The following is a 19,377-nucleotide window of genomic DNA, read 5'->3' as shown; positions in this document are numbered from 1 at the left end:
ATAATGGAAAACGTTTTAGCTATGGTGCGTGATTTTGGCCTATTCCACCTCCAGTGGGGGCAAGCCATCATGATCCTTGTCGGTTTAACGCTGCTCTATCTGGCTATTTTTAAACGCTTTGAGCCTTTGCTACTAGTGCCTATTGGGTTTGGTGGCATTCTCTCTAATCTGCCTGATGCAGGGCTTGCCATGTCGGCGATAGAAAATGCCTTGTATGCCGCCAAACCGGAAGTGATGACGGCCTTTTCAAAAGTACTACAACTTAGCTCGTACATGCCTTTGGACATTAAGCAAGCATTGAGTAGCGCAACGCCACTACAAATGACCACCTTGCACTTGCTCGCCGAGCAGTATCAGTACAGCGATGGCATGCTTTATCTGTTCTATAGCCTGGCTATCGCTTCCGGAGTTGGGCCTCTACTCATTTTTATGGGCGTAGGGGCAATGACGGATTTTGGTCCACTGCTCGCTAACCCCAAAACCCTGCTGCTCGGTGCGGCGGCTCAGTTTGGTATTTTCACTACCGTACTGGGTGCATTGGCATTAAGCAGTTTAGGGGTAATGGATTTTAGCGTGGCGCAAGCTGCGGCGATTGGCATCATAGGTGGTGCGGATGGCCCTACGGCAATTTACGTCTCGAGCATGCTCGCACCTGAATTGTTGGGGGCAATTGCGGTCGCAGCCTACTCTTACATGGCGTTAGTGCCTATGATTCAGCCGCCGATAATGCGTGCGCTGACCACGCAAGAAGAACGCAAAATTCAGATGCATCAACTGCGCCAGGTACACAAGCTAGAAAAAATTGGCTTTCCACTGCTGTTACTGATTTTGATTGCGCTCTTACTGCCTTCTGCAACGCCACTGCTCGGTATGTTCTGCTTTGGCAACTTGATGCGTGAGTGTGGTGTGGTGGAGCGTTTATCCGACACAGCGCAAAACGCACTGATTAACATAGTGACTATTTTCCTTGGCCTATCAGTCGGTTCGAAACTGATGGCGGATAAATTCCTCCAGCCACAAACTATCGGCATTTTGGTGCTCGGTATTGTTGCGTTTTGTGTCGGTACTGCCGCAGGGGTTTTGATGGCTAAACTGATGAACCGTTTCTCCACCACCAAACTCAACCCACTGATTGGTTCAGCCGGAGTTTCTGCCGTGCCGATGGCGGCACGCGTCTCCAACAAGGTCGGGCTAGAAGCCAACGCGCAGAATTTTTTGCTGATGCATGCCATGGGACCAAACGTCGCTGGGGTCATTGGCTCTGCAGTAGCGGCAGGAGTTATGATCAAATATGTGATGGGATAGACATTATTGATTGGTGTTTCTTAGACTCCAATCAATAAGCCTCACTTATAGCAAGGATAGACTCGCCGGCATGAAAATATCACTAGCCCACTTTTTACACACCAAAGTCTGCCAGACTCTTTCGTTTCAGCAAAGGGTCGGTGCACTACTGGTTGCTATGGTAGTGATCCAGCTTTTGCTGGTAGCCGGCTTTTTCCATCAAACTCTTAGTGAAACCCTACAAGATCAGATCAGCACTAAGGCTCTGATTCAAGCGCGTGAGATTGCGACTGACCCCAATTTAATTGCCCTAATCCAACAAAATCGTCTCACCGAAGTACAGACTAAAATCGATCGCCTACAACGCATTTCAGATGCCAACTTTATTGTGATTGGCGATGCCAATGGTATTCGCATTGCCCATCCAGATGAGCGAAAAATTGGTTTACCCATGCAAGGCGGTGACAGCAGTAGAGCGTTAAAAGAGGGCGAATATTACACCTCAACCCAAAAAGGCAGCCTAGGCTGGGCAATTCGCGGTAAGGCTGCTGTTGTCTCACCTTCCGGACAGGTTCTGGGTGTGGTTTCTGTGGGCTATTTACTCGATCATATCAGTGATTGGCTACGCATTTACTCCTATCCAATGCTCAGTACTGTGGCCCTACTCATGCTGCTTTCTGGATTGAGCGCTTGGCTGTTTACCCGCCATATCAAGCAACAGATGTTCAATATGGAGCCGGAAGAGATCGCCATGAACCTCAACCTGCAGCAATCCATTCTACAAAGTGTGTATGAAGGAATAGTTGCGATTAGCTTGAAAGGTGAAATCCTTTCTGTGAACGCTAAGGCACTGAATATTCTTGGCATTGCCCACCAACCGAATCATCTGATTGGACGTAATGTTCAAGAGTTCATCACTCCGACTTACTTTTTCATGGGTGCTAGTCCGTTTGGTCAGTTAGCACAGCAAAACAGCACCAGCCAGCAAGATGAACTGATTAGCTGTAATGGTGAAACCTTGGTGGCGAACCGTGTGCCAATCAATTCAGGGCAACAGCAAATTGGTTGGGTGGTGAGTTTTCGTCGCCGCAACGACTTCAATACGCTGACTTCCCAGCTTAGCCAGATCCGTCAGCACAACGATAACCTACGCGTAATGAGCCACGAGTTTGCTAACCGCCTCTCCACCATCGGCGGGTTAATTCAAATCGGCGCATACGATGAAGCCGTCAAAACCATTCGCCGTGAAACGGCCGAGCAGCAGCAACTGATCGATTTCATCTCCCAGACCTTTCATCCTAAAGTGATCGCAGGATTACTGCTCGGTAAATACAGCCGTGCCAAAGAGCTAGGGCTGTGCTTGGAGTTCGACCCGATGTCACATCTACATCAAGAGCCGCAATGCATGACGTCAGATGAGCTGGCGGCAGTGCTCGGTAACCTACTGGATAACGCATTTGAAGCGACGCTAAAAAACCCAAACAACAATAAAACCATATCCCTGCTGCTGACCGATAACGGTGAGGAGTTGGTGATTGAAGTGGCAGATAATGGTAATGGCATTCCTGCCGACATTGCCCAAACCTTGTTTCTCAAGGGAGTGAGTAGCAAAAACCAGCAAGGACACGGTATTGGACTTTACCTTGTTCATCAATTTGTCACTCAGGCTCATGGATCGATACTTATCGACAGTGCAGAGCCGCAAGGGACTATTTTTTCTATTTTTATTCCCAATCGACCCAACACACTTGTGGCAGAAAACCACTTACCACTAGCTGAAGGGCATAATAAGAGCTGATTATGATGGAATTAATCGACGTATTGATCGTAGAGGATGAAACGAGCATTGCTGATGTGCACAGCTTTTATCTCAAACAAACTACCCGCTTTCGCCCTGTTGGCGTGGCACAAAGTATTAATGAAGCACGTAACATGGTGCGCATTCTCAAGCCTAAACTGATTTTTTTAGATAACTACCTACCAGATGGTCGTGGCATAGAGTTTTTAAAGGAGCTAACTCATCAACCGCAAGCACCAGATGTGATTTTTATCACTGCCGCTTCCGATATGGAGACAGTACGCGAAGCTGTTCGCTGCGGAGTATTTGATTACCTGTTAAAACCAATTGCGTATGATCGAGTGCAAAACTCGCTGGAGCGTTATCTAAAATACACTAGCTCGCTGCGCGCTAATGACAGCGTCAATCAGCGCCACGTTGATGAACTGTTTAATTTTCAGGCTAAAACTGAGCAACTCGATAGTTTACCCAAAGGGATAGATGAACTTACTTTGATCAAAATCCAAGAGATTTATCACCATGAACCACAAACCGCGTACACCGCAGAGTTGTTAGGACAAGCGATTGGGATCAGCAAAACCACAGCCAGACGTTATCTTGAATATTGTGTGGCCAGTGGTTTTCTGGAAGCTTGTATCCAGCATGGTCGGGTAGGTCGTCCTGAGCGGCTTTACCAAAAACGCTAACTACCGCTTTGATTTATAACGTGTAATGGAAGGGGAGCACTTCGGTACTCTCCCCTATTTCCAGCACCCCTTCTAAGTTGTCGCTATGACACTGACAAAGTGGGATCACAAACACCCCTTCTTCATCTTTATCGCATTTTACCAACATCGCCTGAGAAGACGGTGTTAAACAGTTAATCTCGGAACAAAACGCCTGACTTTCACGGCTAAAATGTTGCCAATACGCCAACCAATTTTCTCGCGCTTGAGCAGAAGCCAAATCTCTAGAAACCTTTCTAACTAACATCGCATCACCACTGTGGCTATTGAGTCGCTCTATTACAATGGATTTCGACTCGCCTGAGCATGAAGTAATTCAAAGTTCGCCGTAACGGAAAAAATCTTATTGGTTTTTATGTATTTATATAGCGATGAACGTTGAAGTAGTCACGTTGTAATGGCGTGGAGGGTAACTGGTTGCCTGGCCGCAAAATAGGAGCTGGGAATGACCAAATTTTCATTAAGTAACATTAAATATTGTTATGTCTAATACCAGCATTCATAAAAAATCAAAAATATCGCATGAGGTTCTCTATTTCAGCTTCGGAGATTCAGATTAAGTTGATGACGATGGATAAAAACACGGAAGGCACCATGGCCTTCCGTTATCTAGTTAACTCACAAAGTAACCATGCAGGCTACTTACTGACACTGATCATTTCGTTGAAGTACTCGACTTGCTGTTCCATGCTCAGACTTTGATTATTTGAACCCAACGCCCAGATAAAGAAACCACCGTAACCATTCTCTTTTTGCCACTTGGCACGGTTGAGGTTGTTTTCACGGCTCTCCACAAAATTGCCGTTTGGCCCCCACTGGCTATTGATCGTATTGCCCAAAACAATTTTCGACTTATCTCCAATGTATTGAGCGTAATTGGCCATCGCGACATCGTAGAGGAAGTTTTGGCCAGCGTCATAGGTCATGACGTTGAAGAAGTCGAAATCGTTCTTGGTTGCTTGTAACAGATCGATCACTTCACCATGGTGAGACGAGCGACCTGATGGCTCAACGTAAGAACAATTTTCAAACACACTTGAATCCATGCATGCCACAGGATCGGCACCGACATGGTATGTGGTTAGCGACAACACTTTATTGTCTCCCACTTTTTGGCGTATCAGCTTAATCAATGCAGTTAAGTCTTGGTTCTCTTTATCGGTAATGCGCGCTGCTTTCTCGAAGTCAAAGTCAAGACCATCGATTTGCACATAACCCGCTAATTGGTACTTGCTGTAATCACATTGGCCATCACCCCCCGTCGCAAGGCAGTCACCCACCACCTCTTCTGGTTTTAGGTTCTTCTTATAGACAGGGAAGGGTTTGTTGACCAATTCAACGAGGCCATTGGCCACCGCCTCCCGATTTGCATCGCTATCAATCGCAGACCAAATACTTTCATAAGTTTGACCACCAAACGCGACCATCATGGTGACATTGCTATTATCGTGTTTTAAGGTTGACCACGCTAAGTACTGAGATGGCATCCAATCTGGGTTGTAACTTGGTGGGGTTACCATGTCATCAGAAATCGTAATGTTACCGCTAGCATCCCATTTACCGAACGATAATAAATAACCGTCACCTTCAGAATTAAACAGTTTTTCATAATCGTTTAATCCCCAAGAAGTGAGATAACTAATGGCACGGTCTGGGTTATCGGCAAGACCACCACCACCGGTACTATCTTTCACTGTAATATTCGATGGGGCTGACATTTGCTCTTGATTGGCACTGTTGAGCGCCTTTGCGTAAATAGCGTAGTTGCCTGCTTGCGCTCCAATCCACTCATATTCATAAGGTGCTTCGGTGTCTTGATTCAGTACCTTGCCGTTGGCAATAAACGTCACGGACGTCACCTCACCTTCATAGCTATTAGCATCCGCTTTGATTGAGATCGCTCGGCCTTCAAAGAAGCTTGAACCGTCTACAGGGGAAGAGAGTGACACCAGCAGATCTTTATCAGTAATGGCAATCGAAATCGGTGCAGTTTGAGCACTTGCACCTTGATCGTCATACGCGGCAACCGTGAGTGTGTATTGTCCTTCAACTTGAGCAGGCACAGTGATGGTGTAGAGGTCGCCCGAAGAAGAGGTGGATGTTGCAACGACTTCGCCATTCAATTGAACATCGACACGCGCCACTTGGGTATCGTCGGTCGCCTCAACGACCACCTCAAATGGCTGATTGGGTGCTATTTTTTGTCCATTTTCTGGCGATTGAACATGCACTTCAGGAACAGGGTTAGGATCGCACTCACCAACGTCATTCCATGCATCTTTCCATGCATCTGGATAATTTGGATGCCCAGTACCCGGTGTCCATACTGGGTTACCACACCAACCTGCGGTTTTACATGCGTAGATATGGCCAATATTGGTTACTTCATCTCCCACTTGATAGCTCACGCCATCTTGGTACTGTGCAACGTCACCGCAACTACCACTCACATCAGTAACCGTAATCGTCAGATTTTTTTGTGTTACATGCCGTTCATCATCTTGCGCTTCAACACGTAATGCAGCGCTTCCGGCCGTTTGAGGGGTCCAGTCACAAGAGAACACTTGCTCTGTTTTGGCATCGATACTGCAAACTTCGGTGTCATTAGCAAAAAATTTAACGGTAGCCAGATCATTATCAGCATCGGTCACTTCAGCAGAGATCGTCAAACTTGTGCCTTGTGGGTGGGATGATCCCACTTCTGGGGAAATGAACTCAACGACCGGAGGATTAGGCGCCGTCGATTCTGACTCGACAGAAACAGGCACGCTTTGCTCAGAGAGCTTATCGCCTTCCTCATTGAACGCGATAACTGAAATGGAAGCGGCTCCTATTTCTTTCGGTTGCCACACTTGCTGATACTCGGTGACACCTTGCTTCAATGATTGTTGAGCAATTTTGTCTTGGTTAGCCCAAAACTCAAGCTTACCGGCACTCTCACCATCAATACGAGCCATAATGCTGACGTCTGTGCCTGTGTATACCACTGAATTTGGCGCTGGAGAGAGAATATCTAGCGAAAAATCGGGCGGTGGTGTGATGCCCCCTTCCATTTTCACAATAACAGAATCTTCAAAAGCACTCAGGTTTTCCAATGAACCAGCAAAAGCGATCGTCAAGGAGAGTGCTTCTGAGGCATTCAGAACGCTGTCAACCCAAGCACCTTCAGGGAATTTAAGCGCCACTGCATGGAGAATACCGCCTGCTTGAGCAGTATGAGATAGACTCCACGTAGGATGGGATAGCGCCGATGATTGCCAACCTATATCGTTAATCGCAACGGGTAATACAAATTCGATGACCGCATCGCGCATATCCGCTGACTCTGCTCCTGTATTTTTAATCGCTAAAGTGTAAGTGCTCCACCACTGCCCCTCTGACTCAGCTACCGCATCCGCGCTAAACTCAACAGCAATAGCCTGAGATATTGGATTTAAAAGTAGGCCAGAGAAAAGGAGGGTTAGGCCTAAGACCCGGTAATAGTTTTTATCGGCCACTGAGACTGGCGTGTCTTTTTGATTAAACATTATTTTATACCCTTATATTAGATTTATAATATTCAGTATATTTATTAGCACCACCGTTAATAATTAACATCAACAATTTTAGATTAAAATAATTTTTGGAATGACAATCAATGTTTATTTAAAATCCAAATAATTAATATGAATACATTAAATTATATTGATAACATTTTAAAATAAATTAAATTCATGATAAATTTTGAGTTTTTATTCTAATAAAACGAAATCGTGAACATTATATTACCTATATTTAAATAAGTAACATTAAGCCAGAAAATATAAAAAATGATGATCTTCATCATAAAAATAACGCCCCCAATAGGGGGCTGATTTTATTTTGAGATAGTAGGAGAAGTGTTGGGTAATATCTTAACACTTAGTTGTTTATCTGCTTGTAAATATTGATTAGCAACACTGCGTAGATCATTCGCATTCACCTGATTGATGGCATGATGAATCGCCTGCCAACGGCTATAACGATGTGGATAAGTTTGAGCTAGCGATGCGATATCAAGCCAAAATGCATTCTTTTCTGGCAGGCTATCTAACCATTGTACAAGCGGCTGTTTCGCTCTTTGCAACAGATCAGCATCGATGCCATGTTCAGCTTTCACTCGAGACAATACCGCATCGAAACTCTCTTCCACTAATTTAAGTTGCGTTGTGTCTGTCACACTGAACAGCCCCAAATAACCAAATCCTGTGGGAAGAAAATCATTACTGCTAAATGGGTAAGGTGAATAACTCGCGCCAGCCTTTTCTCTCACTTCTTCCGTCAACAAAATACTGAGAACCTCTTCAAGCAGCATCAGTTTTGCGTAGTGTTCGGCATTCACCTTATCAGTCGTTGGCCACAGCCAAGCCAGTGCCGCGGCATTGGCTGAACCTTGATGCTCAACAATATGTGAAGCAGGCAATGATGGAAACTCAACGCGCTCAACTTGCAGCTCTTTTTCTGGATGACGCGGCAAAGCGCCCAGTGTTTTAGCAACCGATTGAATCGTTTTCTCTTCGTCAAGATCACCCACAATGGCAATTTCTAAAAGGCCTTTATCTACCGCCGAGGCAAACACTGGGGCTAATTCTGAAAAATGACGCTTTAACAGTTCCTCGTCATGGCTACGAAATCGTGGGTCGTCAGGGTGCAATAATTCAGGTAATACCGTCCAAAATGCCTCTTCTGGCGTCGTGTTCTGGCTGTTACTCGCTGCCAGTACTCGTTGACGAAATTGGTTCATCCCCTCTTCTCGCCAGCCCGGGCTCGTTAAAAATGCCGTTTGCAGTGCTAACTGTTGGTCAAGCGACGCTTGATTGGTGAAATCCTGACTCGCAAAACCAAGCGTTCCAACATTGAACCCCGTCGTCACATTGGCAGCAGAAAAGAGATGAATTAACTGCTGAAACGAATGCTGCTCTAACCCACCAGCAACAAAGCCATCATTAAACAGTGCCTGAATGCCTTCTTTTCTAGGTAACGGATATTCACCAAAACCTAATGAAAGATTGAGGTAGATGACGTTTTTCTCTAACTCGGTTGGCTTGATGTTGAGCTTAACGCCATTGGCAAATTTCAACATCCGAATCCCCGTTTCGGGATCTCGCTTGTCGTGAACGAGCGTGCCCGCCTCACCAAATTCACGGTAGGCAAATGCCTCGACCGATGATATTTGATAAGGCTCTACTGGCTGTTTTTGGCTTTGTTCATATACATCGAGTAGCGTTTGATTGATTTTCTCAACCTTGTATGGCCCAGAAAGATAAATCCACGGCTTACCTTGCCAACGTTCTGTAAGCAGGTCGTGCAATCGAGCTGCGGTGATTTGAGGTTGATAAGCTTCAAAAAGAGCAAGCGCGAACGTCGGTTCAATCGGGACAAATTGCTGAGCATCACTTGTCACTAGGCCTTGCGCAATCGAAAAACTATGCAAAGTATCGCTACTTGCTGCTCTTTGCTGATAATCAGCATGTATTGCCTTGATCGCTTGATCAATTTCGTTCTGATTAAAGCCGTATCGAATCGCTTGTCGCACCGTCTGTTCAAGTAATGTCAGCCCATGCCGCCACTGCTCGGGCAAGGTTACCAGTGACAATTCCATCCGTGATGCGATACCGAAATCTTGTTCAATATTAACAAAAGCATTCGTTATCCCCTCTTGGTCTATCAGATGGGGAAGTAAACGTTGGTAGAGTAAGTTCGACAATATTGATTCAAGGATCATTTCATGGCGACTTTCAACGCTATCTGCTTGTCGCTCTTGTGGTGCAATCACACCAAGCGAAATTTGGGTCGGCAAACGAGCATCAAAGAAAGCATCAGCTTGCAAGTGTGTCCTTACTGCAGGCAACATCAAATGGTCAGCCCGTAGCGGTACTGCATCCCGGTGAGGTACCCAGTTAGAAAAAAGTCGTTTGATCTGCTCTTCGGCCTGAGCAACATCAAGGTCTCCCACCACAATGATCGTGGTACGTTCTGGCGTATAAAAACGTTGATAGAGTGAACGTAACTGCTCTGAACTAGCATGTTTTACTACATCGAGATCACCAATTGGCAAACGTTTTGACAAAGGGCTCCTCGGATATAAGAAACTAAGTTGTTGACGATAATTCTCAACATCAGCGGAATTTCTCTCTTTCCATTCCGCCACAACAACCGGTTTTTCTTGCTCCAACGCCTTTGGCTCAAGCTTAAGGCGATCCGCAATCTCTCTCATAAGCCACAAACCAGTTGCTACTTTTTGTGAGTCTCCTTGAGCAATATTGAACTCATACACGGTTTGATTGAATTGAGTCACCGCATTGGTATCGGATCCAAAACTTAGTCCTAAGCGTTCAAGTTGGCGAATCATCTCCCCTTCGGCTACAGAGTCCGAACCTTTAAACGCCATGTGTTCTAAAAGATGCATCAAGCCTTGTTCTTGATCTGACTCGACTAAAGAACCACCCGCAATGCGCATACGCATAATGACAGCATGAGCAGGTGTCGTGTTATGGACTAATTGGTACCTTAAGCCGTTTTCAAGCTGACCTTCGTGAATGCGATGACTTTTAGGTAACTCCGTCGATAGCGAACTGGCCGATATGACAAGCAGCAATAATAAGCTCAATGGGTGAAAAAATAGAATATTACGCAAATTAAGATTCTCAGTATGTATGGGACGACACTCATTCGAATTGAGCGCTTATTATCACCCATTTATTGAACTTATAAATACATCAAGACAATTCCATACAAAACCGTACAATATTTTCAACATCATGCAATGGTGATCAAACGCGTACCACGCCCCCTTGAATATCAGCTTGGCTGGCTTATATTGCTCTACAAAAACTTGGTGCAATAACGTAGCCAAGTCACAAGAAAACACAGTATCATCACCCCTTATTCCACATACTTCGTGGAGATCATAAACGGAATAATTATGGAAAATATCGTCGAAAAACTACTCTATTCAGCGCGCTGGATTATGGCGCCTATTTATTTGGGGTTAAGTTTAGTGCTGCTGGCATTAGGCATTAAATTTTTCCAAGAAGTGTTTCATCTGTTACCTAACATCTTGAGCACCGATGAAGTCAGCCTGATTTTAGTGACACTTTCTTTGATTGATATTTCATTGGTTGGTGGGTTGATTGTGATGGTGATGTTTTCAGGCTATGAGAATTTTGTCTCTAAAATTGATATCGCCGAAGAGGATGATAAGCTCGGCTGGCTCGGAAAATTAGACACAGGATCGTTGAAAAATAAGGTTTCGGCATCGATTGTCGCCATTTCCTCAATTCATTTGCTGAAAGTCTTCATGAACACTGAAAATATCGACAGTGAAAAAATCAAGTGGTACTTACTGCTGCACATTACCTTTGTCTTATCGGCCTTTGCGATGGGTTATTTAGATAAAATCACCAAAAAATAGCCGCAAGCCCTGTATACACAGGGCTATTCGTTAACACTATCGATCATGTGGGTTAAATATCGTTGCTATGCCAAGGCACTACCATCATTTTATTAATAAGAAAAACGACTTATCTGGCACAGTGAGCAGCTTTGCTACGATGCTAAATACCATCGATGCCAATGGTGAATAGACTGAGCTTATTTTGAACGGTTGACCAACAGTAACAGCAAGAAATAGCTCCCACCGAGAATCGCCACCAGCGTGCCAGCCGCAATTTGCATCGGATAAACGATCACCTGTCCGAGCCAATCCGCCCACAACATTAATGATGCACCGACTAAACTTGCCACCAGCAGTTGGGTTTTACTTTGCTGCGCGCCTAGCATCATTGCCATGTGTGGCGCAATCAAACCCACAAACGACACTGGCCCCATCGTCGCCGTCACCAGCGCACATAACAGCGCCACAATGGTCAATAAAATCAAACTGGTGCTTTGCGCATTAACGCCGCGTGCACTGGCAAAGCTACGGCCAATCGAGATTAAAGTCAGCCAACGCGACAGCGCGATGGTGGCTGCGGCCAGCAACAGCACCAACACGGCCAACAACAGCGCTTGGTCTGGCGTAACGCGATAGGTTGAGCCTGCCAACCACTGTAAAATTCGATAGCTGTCTTCTGACCCTTTAGCCAAACAAAATTGCACTAAGGATTCAAGCAGTGCGGTGATGGCTATCCCGGTTAAAATCAAACTCGACGCGGCGTATTGATGGCGCTTACCCAGCACAACTAATGCCGCCAACACCAGCAAACTACCCAACAACGCTGTCACCCAATGGGCGGCTAACAAGCTTTGACCTAAAAAGAGATTGGCAAACACCAACGCAAACGTCGCCCCTGACGAGACCCCTAAAATATCTGGGCTGGCTAACGGGTTGTATATCAAACGTTGCAAAATGCTACCTGCTAGGGCAAGACCAATACCGGCACACAATGCGGTGAGCATGCGCGGCCAGCGTAATGACCACTGATAGCTGCTTGGCAGTGCCAATTGCCAACTGAGTTCGTTCATTTGAAACAACGTATGCAACCCAAGTGCTGCCAGCATCATTAACAACAACCCCAATAATGCGACACGGCTTAATGATGCGCGCGACTGAGGCAGTGAGATAGTCAAGGTATCTTGCGCCTTGAGCTGACGGCGACTAAACCAGATCAATGCGGGCGCGCCAATCGCCGCGGCTGTGATACCGCTGGCGATGACTTGCGTAGTCCATAGGCTCAACCACATTGCGAGCATATCGGTTAATAAAAGCAGTAACGCGCCAAGCAGTAAGCTCGAATAGAGCTCTTGTTTGGGCGTTCTTGCCCCCATAGCACGGGCGATGTTTGGCGTGAGTAGCCCGATAAAACTGATGACGCCCACCGCTGTAATCGAGGCTGAAACCAACCAAATCCCGAGCACCATTAAGATTAAAAATGCAGGAATGACAGGCAGACCACGAGCCGCAGCACCTTGATGACCTAAACGCAATAACGTCAGAACCCTTGGCGCAAACAGTAAAATCAATAAGGAGACCGATAACCGCGGCAGCAACCACTGCACCCAATCCCAGCCATTTTGCGCCAGATCGCCCGCGCCCCACATGAAGACGTTTTTGGCGTATTGTTCATTGAGTAGAATCAGTGCCGTCGCAATCGCGCCAAGTAGCAGGTTCACCACCATGCCTGCCACAATTAACGGCAAGCCAGTCATGTTACGCACACCCGCAATAACCACGATCAACGCAAATGCGAGCAAAGCACCACTCATTGCCGCCAACGCGCTGTAGCTGGCAACTAGGCTTGGAAAACCAATGTTGAGAATAATCAGCGCCAGCCAAGCTCCAGATGAGGTGCCCAGCGTCAATGGTGAAGTGAGGTTATTCTGCGTCAGTTGTTGCATCACATTGCCGACCAAACCTAACATCGCGCCTACCAGCAACGTCATCACCAAACGGGGCAATTGACCATATAGGAAATTGAACTCAGCAAAAGAGCTCGCTTCACGTTGCGCCCACAACAGTTGCCATTGCGTGACTAGATCAACGCCATTGCCAATTTGCACACTGAGCATCGCCGCAAGCAGCAGCGCACTACTCAGTGCGAGAAACACTTTTCCGTTCATGACTTAGGCGCAACCTCAAGCAAACTGCGTGTCAGCGCTTCTGCAATGTATTGTAGTGACATCGCACCGCCGTAGTTCCAGACACTCTCAACCGAGTTCACTCGCGCTTGACGCACAAACGGCATCGCTTGCCAAAGCATTGATTTTTCTAGCTGTGCTTGCTGGGCAAATGGCAAGAAATAGAGCACATAACCTTGCTCAACATACTGCAGATCCGTTAACCGATGTTGCACAATCCCCCACTCTTTGGCGGGCTGAGGCAGCGCTTCATGCAAGCCCAATTGCTTCAACACATAATGAGTGGTGGAGTTTTCACCGTAAAGGAACACCGAGGTTGGATTAGCAAAACGCATCGCCACCACCGCGGGTGTTTGATGAGAAAATGCGATGTCAATTTGTGCTCTTAACTGCGCAAAACGTTCCGTCATTGTGGTCAGTTTTTGCTCGGCGAGCGCTTGCTTGTCAAAGAGCTGCGCTAATTGGCGAAAATGGTCAATCGCGACTGCGCCACTGTTATCATTGGCTTGAAAATTAGAGAAATAGAGTACCGGAGCAATGCGCTCTAACGGTGTGATTAAATCTTGCTGCGGCGCAGCAGCGAGAATGAGATCTGGTTTCAGTGCAGCAATTTTTTCCAAATTGGGTTCAACGCGCGTGCCGATATCTTCTACCCCTTGCGGCACTTGCGGTTTGACAACCCAATCTTGATAACTAGCAAGCTCTGGCGCGCCAACGGGTGTGATACCCAGTTCAATCACTTGCTCAAGTAAATCCCAATTGAGCACCACCACACGTTGTGGCCGCTGCTGTAGAGTTTGCTCTCCGCGGCTGTCGTGTACGGTCAATGGCGCGCTAAAAGCGACACTCGAAAAAACAGAGAGTAAGCCAGCAACCAGCCAGCGCTTTACAAGGTTTAAGCACATACAATCGCGACCTTATGCGTGTGAGAATCTGAATTGGACATTGGGTGATCCAGCAGTTGGATCGGCGTTTGATAAAGCGCCGATAAACGTGCTTCATCGGCCAATAAAGAGGCATCGCCTTCAAAAGCAACCTTGCCCTGCTTGAGCGCGACAATGTGGGTCGCGTAACGTAGCGCAAGGTTCAGATCATGCAAAATGACGATAATTCCGCAGCCTTGTGTTTGGTTTAATTGCGCAAGCAGAGCCATTAACTGATATTGGTGCTGCACATCTAACGCTGAGGTTGGCTCATCTAAAATCAGCACCGGAGACTGCTGCGCCAACAGCATCGCCACCCAAGCGCGTTGCCTTTCACCGCCAGACAATTCATCTGCCAAGGTATAGGCAAATTCAGTGACGCCGGTTTGGGCGATCGCTTGATCGATGATCACTTCATCCTGATTTTGCCAGCGACCAAAAGGACCACGCCACGGAAAACGCCCAAGGCGCACTAACTCTCGTACCGTTAACCCCGCTGAAGTTGGCAATTTTTGTGGCAAAAACGCCACCGCTTTAGCCAGCGCTCTGGCGCTGAGCTCGGCAATCGGCTGCTGGTTAAGTAACACGTCGCCACGGTCAGGTGCTTGCTGACCAGAAATCAAACTCACCAGCGTGGATTTACCAGAGCCATTATGGCCGAGTACCACAGTTAACTCTGTGGTGGGAATATTCAGTGATTCAATGGATAAAATGCTTCGTCCACCGCGCACCACTTGAACATTTGATAAGGTAAACATCACTCTCCCCCAAAAATCGAACCACCTAAAACACACATCCCCGCCGGCGCGGGAATGTTCAAAAACCGTCAAACTCACCTTCAGCGAAGGTGAGTTCATGCTGACTTACCAGCGGTAGTTCACGCTTGCCACCATACGGCGTGATTCGCCGTAATAGCAGGTTCCGAAATCACAACCAGCAAGGGACTCGTCATCCAAAATATTATTGAGGTTAACCTGCACATCCCACTGTGTATTGATGGCGTAACTTGCCATTGCATCCCACAGCATATAAGCGGGCACCTTTTTATCGAGCGAGGCATCCACAGACGTTCCGGTATAACGCACGCCAGAGCCCAACGTCAGCCCCTCAATCCCAAGGCCTGCAAAATCATAGCTCGCCCAACCTGTCGCTAAGTGGCGCGGAATCATCGACTTGCGCTTCTGGCTCGTTCCTTCACCCGTATGAGCATCGAGATAGGTGTAGCTGGCATTCAGCATCAGATTCTCTGTCACAGCCATGCGAGCTTCCACTTCGAGCCCTTGCGTATTGGTTTTTGTGCCCGATTGACTGGTGGTTAACGCGCCATTACTGCCGACGGTAGAGGCGGTTGCGTTTTTCTGGTCGATATCAAACCACGCCAGATTGACATAGCCATCGAGCCAGCTTGGCATGTATTTCACACCCACCTCGGTTTGGTTGCTCTCAACGGGTTTGTAGAGTTTGTTGGTGGTGAAATCTAAGCTGCTGATCACATAGAAAGATTCAGAGTAGCTCACATAAGGTGACAAACCGTTATCGGCTAAATAGATCAAACCGCTGTTTAATGACAGTTGGCCATCATCAAGCTCATCTTTATTCAAACCTTTGCTTTCGACGTCAATTTTGTCGTAGCGGCCACCTAAATTCAGCACCCATTTCTGTTGCCATTTCGTTTGATATTGCGCGTACATACCCAGTTGCTGTTTGACAATCTCATTGTCATACAAGCTGCTTGAGAGATCAGGCACATTGCCGTAGGTCGGATTAAGGCTGTTGATCACGCCCACCTGTGAACCAGTGCCATTACCCAGCCATTTATTTTGGTGATACTGAATGTCAAACCCGGTCAGTAAGCGGTGCTCAAATTGGCTACTTTGCCACTGTGCTTGGGCGTTGTTATCTAAGGTTACGCTGTGTGCATCACCATCATTGATCAAGGTATAACGTGCCAATGTGTATGGGTCGCTGTCTTGCCAAGCATTTTGATAGGCCGAAGAGCTTCGTAGGTACAGATCAACATAGGCGTAGTTGAAGTTTTGCTTGAGGCTCCAAGTGTCGTTCAGTTGATGAGAGAGTTGGTAGCCGAACGACAGTTGTGTTTTATCGAAATCATCGTGATCCGGCTCGCCAAAGTTGCGGTTAGGCGCAATCGTCTCACCATTGGGCAGCGCCACTAATGTGCCATCGCTTGGGAAGAAACCGTTTTGTGGCACGCCGTTATCTTTCAAGAAAGTGGCCATCAGCGTTAGCGTGGTTTGATCTGATAAATCGACAGCGTAGCTTGGCGCAACATAAACGCGCTGGCTCTCAATGCCATCCAATTCACCCTCTTTTTGATTAACCATCGCCACCAAGCGGTAGCGCTGACTGCCATCTTGGTTGGCCCAATCGGCAATATCGACACCCAACTGCTGGTAATTTTTATTCCCCACCGACAGAGATACGGAATGCTGCGCGCCATCAATCGGCTTTTTCTGCACCACATTGGCAATACCGCCCGGCATGGACTCACCATACAGCACAGAAGACGGGCCTTTCACCAATTCAACTTGCTCTAAACCAAAGGGTTCAACCGTCCAAGCAAAGAAACCTTCTTTATAAAGACGGTTACCATCGAGATAGACACTCGGTTCAAAACCACGCACAAACATCCACTCGGCGTCGTTATCCGCGCCATAAGGTGAGGTGTACCCCGGCGTATAGCGCAATGCTTCATCCAGTTTTTGTACGTTATGCTGGTCGAGTTCATCACGTTCAATGACAGTGACCGACTTTGCGGTTTCTTGTGTCGGGGTATCGACTTTCAATGCCGATGCCGTTACCACGATCGTGTCTAAAACTGGTGGCGGTGTTTGCTCAGCTTGTGCCGTAGCCGAAACCATGAACAGACAAGGTAATGCGCTGATTTTTAATATGTTGTGAATTGCTGTCCCCAGCAAGCTTGGGCGAATGAGATCCATTAAAGGATACCTCCTGCTTTAATTAGTTTGAGAAACGTTTTTATTATCATTATTATTGCCCGTCATTTTACTGATAAATTCAATATTTAACAGATAAAAATAAGAATGAATCTCACTCGTACATCACCATAAGTTGATCACCTATGTTTCAATGGTTTGAAAATCTCACGACGGCGTTTCCTAAAGAAGAGCCGCAACAACCGCCTAACTCCTTATTAGCCTTCTGTCGTCATTACACGCGGGGTTTTGAAGTACCGTTATTGGTCATGTCACTGCTCAGTGCTTGTGTGGCGATTGCCGAAGTCACCCTCATTCGCTATATGGGTGAATTGGTTGATATGCTTGGCAGCCAACAACGTGCCACATTCTGGGCTGATCAAAGTGACCGCTTGTGGGTAATGGCCGCGCTGGTGGTGGTCATTATGCCGCTGCTGGCTTTCTTCCACTCCATGATCATGCACCAAACGCTACTGGGTAATTACCCGATGTCGATACGTTGGATGATCCACCGCTACTTACTCAAACAGAGCGTCAGTTTTTTCCAACGCGATTTCGCGGGGCGGATCGCCACCAAAGTGATGCAAAGCTCCCTCGCCGTGCGAGAAACAGTGATGAAACTGGTCGATGTACTGGTTTACATCGCGGTCTACTTCGTCTCGATGATTTGGATGATGGGCGAATCTGACCGCATCTTGATGATCCCGATTCTGATTTGGCTCGTGGCCTACATCATCATTCAATTGTATTTCATTCCCAAGATGAAAAAAGTGGCGACCGATCAAGCCGATGCTCGCTCAACTATGACGGGCAGCATAGTCGACAGTTACACCAACATTGCCACCGTGAAACTGTTTTCCCATTCACAGCGAGAAATGCAGTACGCCAAAAGCAGCATGAAACGGTTTTTGAACACCGTGTACCAACAGATGCGTATGGTGACGTGCCTGTTGTGGAGTGTTGACGCCATCAACTATTTACTGCTGTTTTCTATCGCCGCTTTATCAATCAATTTGTGGCTCGATGCCTCAGTGACTGTCGGTGTCATTGCGATTGCGATTAGCATTGCGCTGCGCGTACAAGGCATGTCGAAATGGATCATGTGGGAAGTGAGCGCACTATTTGAAAATATCGGTACTGTGGTGGATGGAATGAATACCTTGTCGCAACCAGTGACCATAACGGATGTAGCCAATGCGCCGCCGCTGCAAGTAACGCAAGGGCAAATCAGCTTCCATAACGTTCACTTTCACTATGGACAAGAGAACACTGTGTTCGAAGCGCTTAACTTTGAGTTAAAAGCAGGCGAAAAAGTGGGGTTAGTGGGTCGTTCGGGCGCGGGTAAATCAACACTGGTTAACTTGCTGCTGCGATTTTACGATTTGAATGGCGGCAAAATCTGCATTGATGGGCAAGATATTTCGCAGGTTAGCCAAGATTCACTGCGCCAACACATTGGTATGATCACGCAAGATACTTCTCTGTTGCACCGCTCAATCCGCGACAACATTCTCTATGGCAACCCAGAGGCCGGGGAAGAGGCGCTGATAGAAGCAAGCCGTCAAGCGCATGCTCATGATTTTATCGCGCAGTTGCAGGATACGAATGGCAACCTTGGCTACGATGTTCAAGTGGGAGAACGCGGTGTCAAACTCTCTGGCGGCCAACGCCAACGCATTGCGATTGCCAGAGTGCTATTGAAAAATGCGCCGATTCTGATCATGGATGAAGCCACCTCGGCCCTAGATTCAGAAGTGGAAGCGGCTATTCAAGAAAATTTTGAAACGCTGATGGAAAAAAAAACCGTGATCGCCATTGCGCACCGTTTATCAACCATTGCCGCCATGGATCGCTTAATTGTGCTGGATGAAGGACGAATCATTGAACAAGGCTCACACCAAGAGTTGCTGCAACAACAAGGCGTTTATGCTCAGCTATGGGCGCATCAAACGGGTGGGTTTATAGGCGAACTTGCGTAGTGGATGCTCTTTAGGCCAAATAAAAGGCCTTTAGACACATCCAACAGAGAAAGAAGATGTGCTAAAGGCCGCGCTATTTCACCCAATACCCTCACTTGGCCGAGTTTGGGTATT

Annotated in this window: 12 protein-coding genes; 5 read left to right on the top strand and 7 right to left on the bottom strand. The window is 46.9% G+C overall.

The genetic code is table 11. The features are described 5' to 3' along the window. Window positions 1-3: 3 nt before the first annotated feature. The 3 genes from AACT42_RS19580 (at window position 4) to AACT42_RS19570 (ending at window position 3,768) form a co-directional block, all read left to right on the top strand. Window positions 4-1,305 (top strand): sodium ion-translocating decarboxylase subunit beta, encoded by a 1,302-nt coding sequence (locus AACT42_RS19580; protein WP_017048250.1) that lies wholly within the window; start codon window positions 4-6, stop codon window positions 1,303-1,305. A gap of 70 nt (window positions 1,306-1,375) precedes the next feature. Then, the gene (locus AACT42_RS19575) at window positions 1,376-3,082 is read left to right on the top strand and encodes an ATP-binding protein (protein WP_094132199.1); all 1,707 of its coding nucleotides are present in this window, start codon (window positions 1,376-1,378) and stop codon (window positions 3,080-3,082) included. A gap of 2 nt (window positions 3,083-3,084) precedes the next feature. After that, window positions 3,085-3,768, top strand: a complete 684-nt coding sequence (locus AACT42_RS19570) for a response regulator (protein WP_017048248.1) — start codon at window positions 3,085-3,087, stop codon at window positions 3,766-3,768. 13 nt (window positions 3,769-3,781) lie between these two features. Here the strand turns inward: AACT42_RS19570 and AACT42_RS19565 are convergent, their stop codons facing one another. From AACT42_RS19565 to AACT42_RS19555, 3 genes are all read right to left on the bottom strand, one after another. Next, a complete protein-coding gene (locus AACT42_RS19565; protein WP_094132200.1) occupies window positions 3,782-4,054 on the bottom strand; it encodes a hypothetical protein in 273 nt (90 codons plus the stop codon). A gap of 391 nt (window positions 4,055-4,445) precedes the next feature. Continuing rightward, the gene (locus AACT42_RS19560) at window positions 4,446-7,334 is read right to left on the bottom strand and encodes an Ig-like domain-containing protein (RefSeq protein WP_094133964.1); all 2,889 of its coding nucleotides are present in this window, start codon (window positions 7,332-7,334) and stop codon (window positions 4,446-4,448) included. A gap of 329 nt (window positions 7,335-7,663) precedes the next feature. Then, window positions 7,664-10,462 carry a M16 family metallopeptidase gene (locus AACT42_RS19555; protein WP_094133965.1) on the bottom strand — a complete coding sequence of 933 codons (2,799 nt, stop codon included), beginning with the start codon at window positions 10,460-10,462 and terminating at the stop codon, window positions 7,664-7,666. A 288-nt stretch (window positions 10,463-10,750) separates the two neighbouring features. Here AACT42_RS19555 and AACT42_RS19550 point away from each other — a divergent pair, with 288 nt between their 5' ends. Further along, on the top strand, window positions 10,751-11,239 hold the full coding sequence (locus AACT42_RS19550; RefSeq protein WP_017045929.1) for a TIGR00645 family protein: 489 nt from the start codon (window positions 10,751-10,753) through the stop codon (window positions 11,237-11,239). 179 nt (window positions 11,240-11,418) lie between these two features. Here the strand turns inward: AACT42_RS19550 and fhuB are convergent, their stop codons facing one another. The 4 genes from fhuB to AACT42_RS19530 form a co-directional block, all read right to left on the bottom strand. Next, on the bottom strand, window positions 11,419-13,386 hold the full coding sequence (gene fhuB / locus AACT42_RS19545; RefSeq protein ID WP_094133966.1) for a Fe(3+)-hydroxamate ABC transporter permease FhuB: 1,968 nt from the start codon (window positions 13,384-13,386) through the stop codon (window positions 11,419-11,421). After that, window positions 13,383-14,309 (bottom strand): iron-siderophore ABC transporter substrate-binding protein, encoded by a 927-nt coding sequence (locus AACT42_RS19540; RefSeq protein ID WP_094133967.1) that lies wholly within the window; start codon window positions 14,307-14,309, stop codon window positions 13,383-13,385. The genes fhuB and AACT42_RS19540 overlap by 4 nt, the downstream gene beginning before the upstream one ends. Then, the gene (locus tag AACT42_RS19535; RefSeq protein ID WP_026028190.1) at window positions 14,300-15,085 is read right to left on the bottom strand and encodes an ABC transporter ATP-binding protein; all 786 of its coding nucleotides are present in this window, start codon (window positions 15,083-15,085) and stop codon (window positions 14,300-14,302) included. The genes AACT42_RS19540 and AACT42_RS19535 overlap by 10 nt, the downstream gene beginning before the upstream one ends. Before the next feature lie 105 nt (window positions 15,086-15,190). Continuing rightward, window positions 15,191-17,287, bottom strand: coding sequence for a TonB-dependent siderophore receptor (locus tag AACT42_RS19530; RefSeq protein ID WP_094133968.1), 2,097 nt, complete (start codon window positions 17,285-17,287; stop codon window positions 15,191-15,193). 143 nt (window positions 17,288-17,430) lie between these two features. On the opposite strand from AACT42_RS19530, the gene AACT42_RS19525 reads away from it, so the two are divergent. Beyond that, window positions 17,431-19,263 (top strand): ABC transporter ATP-binding protein, encoded by a 1,833-nt coding sequence (locus tag AACT42_RS19525; protein ID WP_094133969.1) that lies wholly within the window; start codon window positions 17,431-17,433, stop codon window positions 19,261-19,263. Window positions 19,264-19,377 lie beyond the last annotated feature (114 nt).

Origin of the sequence: Vibrio sp. V15_P4S5T153 (assembly GCF_963874485.1) — a bacterium.
GTDB classification, from domain to species: Bacteria; Pseudomonadota; Gammaproteobacteria; order Enterobacterales; family Vibrionaceae; genus Vibrio; species Vibrio anguillarum.
The sequence above is the reverse complement of the archived record's forward strand: the minus strand, read 5'-3'. Positions and strand labels throughout refer to the sequence as shown.

Excerpts from the sequence above, each read along its gene's own strand:
- AACT42_RS19550 (WP_017045929.1), top strand. The coding sequence starts at position 10,751 with ATGGAAAATATCGTCGAAAAACTACTCTATTCAGCGCGCTGGATTATG.
- AACT42_RS19570 (WP_017048248.1), top strand. The coding sequence starts at position 3,085 with ATGATGGAATTAATCGACGTATTGATCGTAGAGGATGAAACGAGCATT.
- AACT42_RS19565 (WP_094132200.1), bottom strand. The coding sequence starts at position 4,054 with ATGTTAGTTAGAAAGGTTTCTAGAGATTTGGCTTCTGCTCAAGCGCGA.
- AACT42_RS19540 (WP_094133967.1), bottom strand. The coding sequence starts at position 14,309 with ATGTGCTTAAACCTTGTAAAGCGCTGGCTGGTTGCTGGCTTACTCTCT.
- AACT42_RS19575 (WP_094132199.1), top strand. The coding sequence starts at position 1,376 with ATGAAAATATCACTAGCCCACTTTTTACACACCAAAGTCTGCCAGACT.
- AACT42_RS19580 (WP_017048250.1), top strand. The coding sequence starts at position 4 with ATGGAAAACGTTTTAGCTATGGTGCGTGATTTTGGCCTATTCCACCTC.
- AACT42_RS19560 (WP_094133964.1), bottom strand. The coding sequence starts at position 7,334 with ATGTTTAATCAAAAAGACACGCCAGTCTCAGTGGCCGATAAAAACTAT.
- AACT42_RS19530 (WP_094133968.1), bottom strand. The coding sequence starts at position 17,287 with ATGGATCTCATTCGCCCAAGCTTGCTGGGGACAGCAATTCACAACATA.
- AACT42_RS19525 (WP_094133969.1), top strand. The coding sequence starts at position 17,431 with ATGTTTCAATGGTTTGAAAATCTCACGACGGCGTTTCCTAAAGAAGAG.
- AACT42_RS19535 (WP_026028190.1), bottom strand. The coding sequence starts at position 15,085 with ATGTTTACCTTATCAAATGTTCAAGTGGTGCGCGGTGGACGAAGCATT.
- fhuB (WP_094133966.1), bottom strand. The coding sequence starts at position 13,386 with ATGAACGGAAAAGTGTTTCTCGCACTGAGTAGTGCGCTGCTGCTTGCG.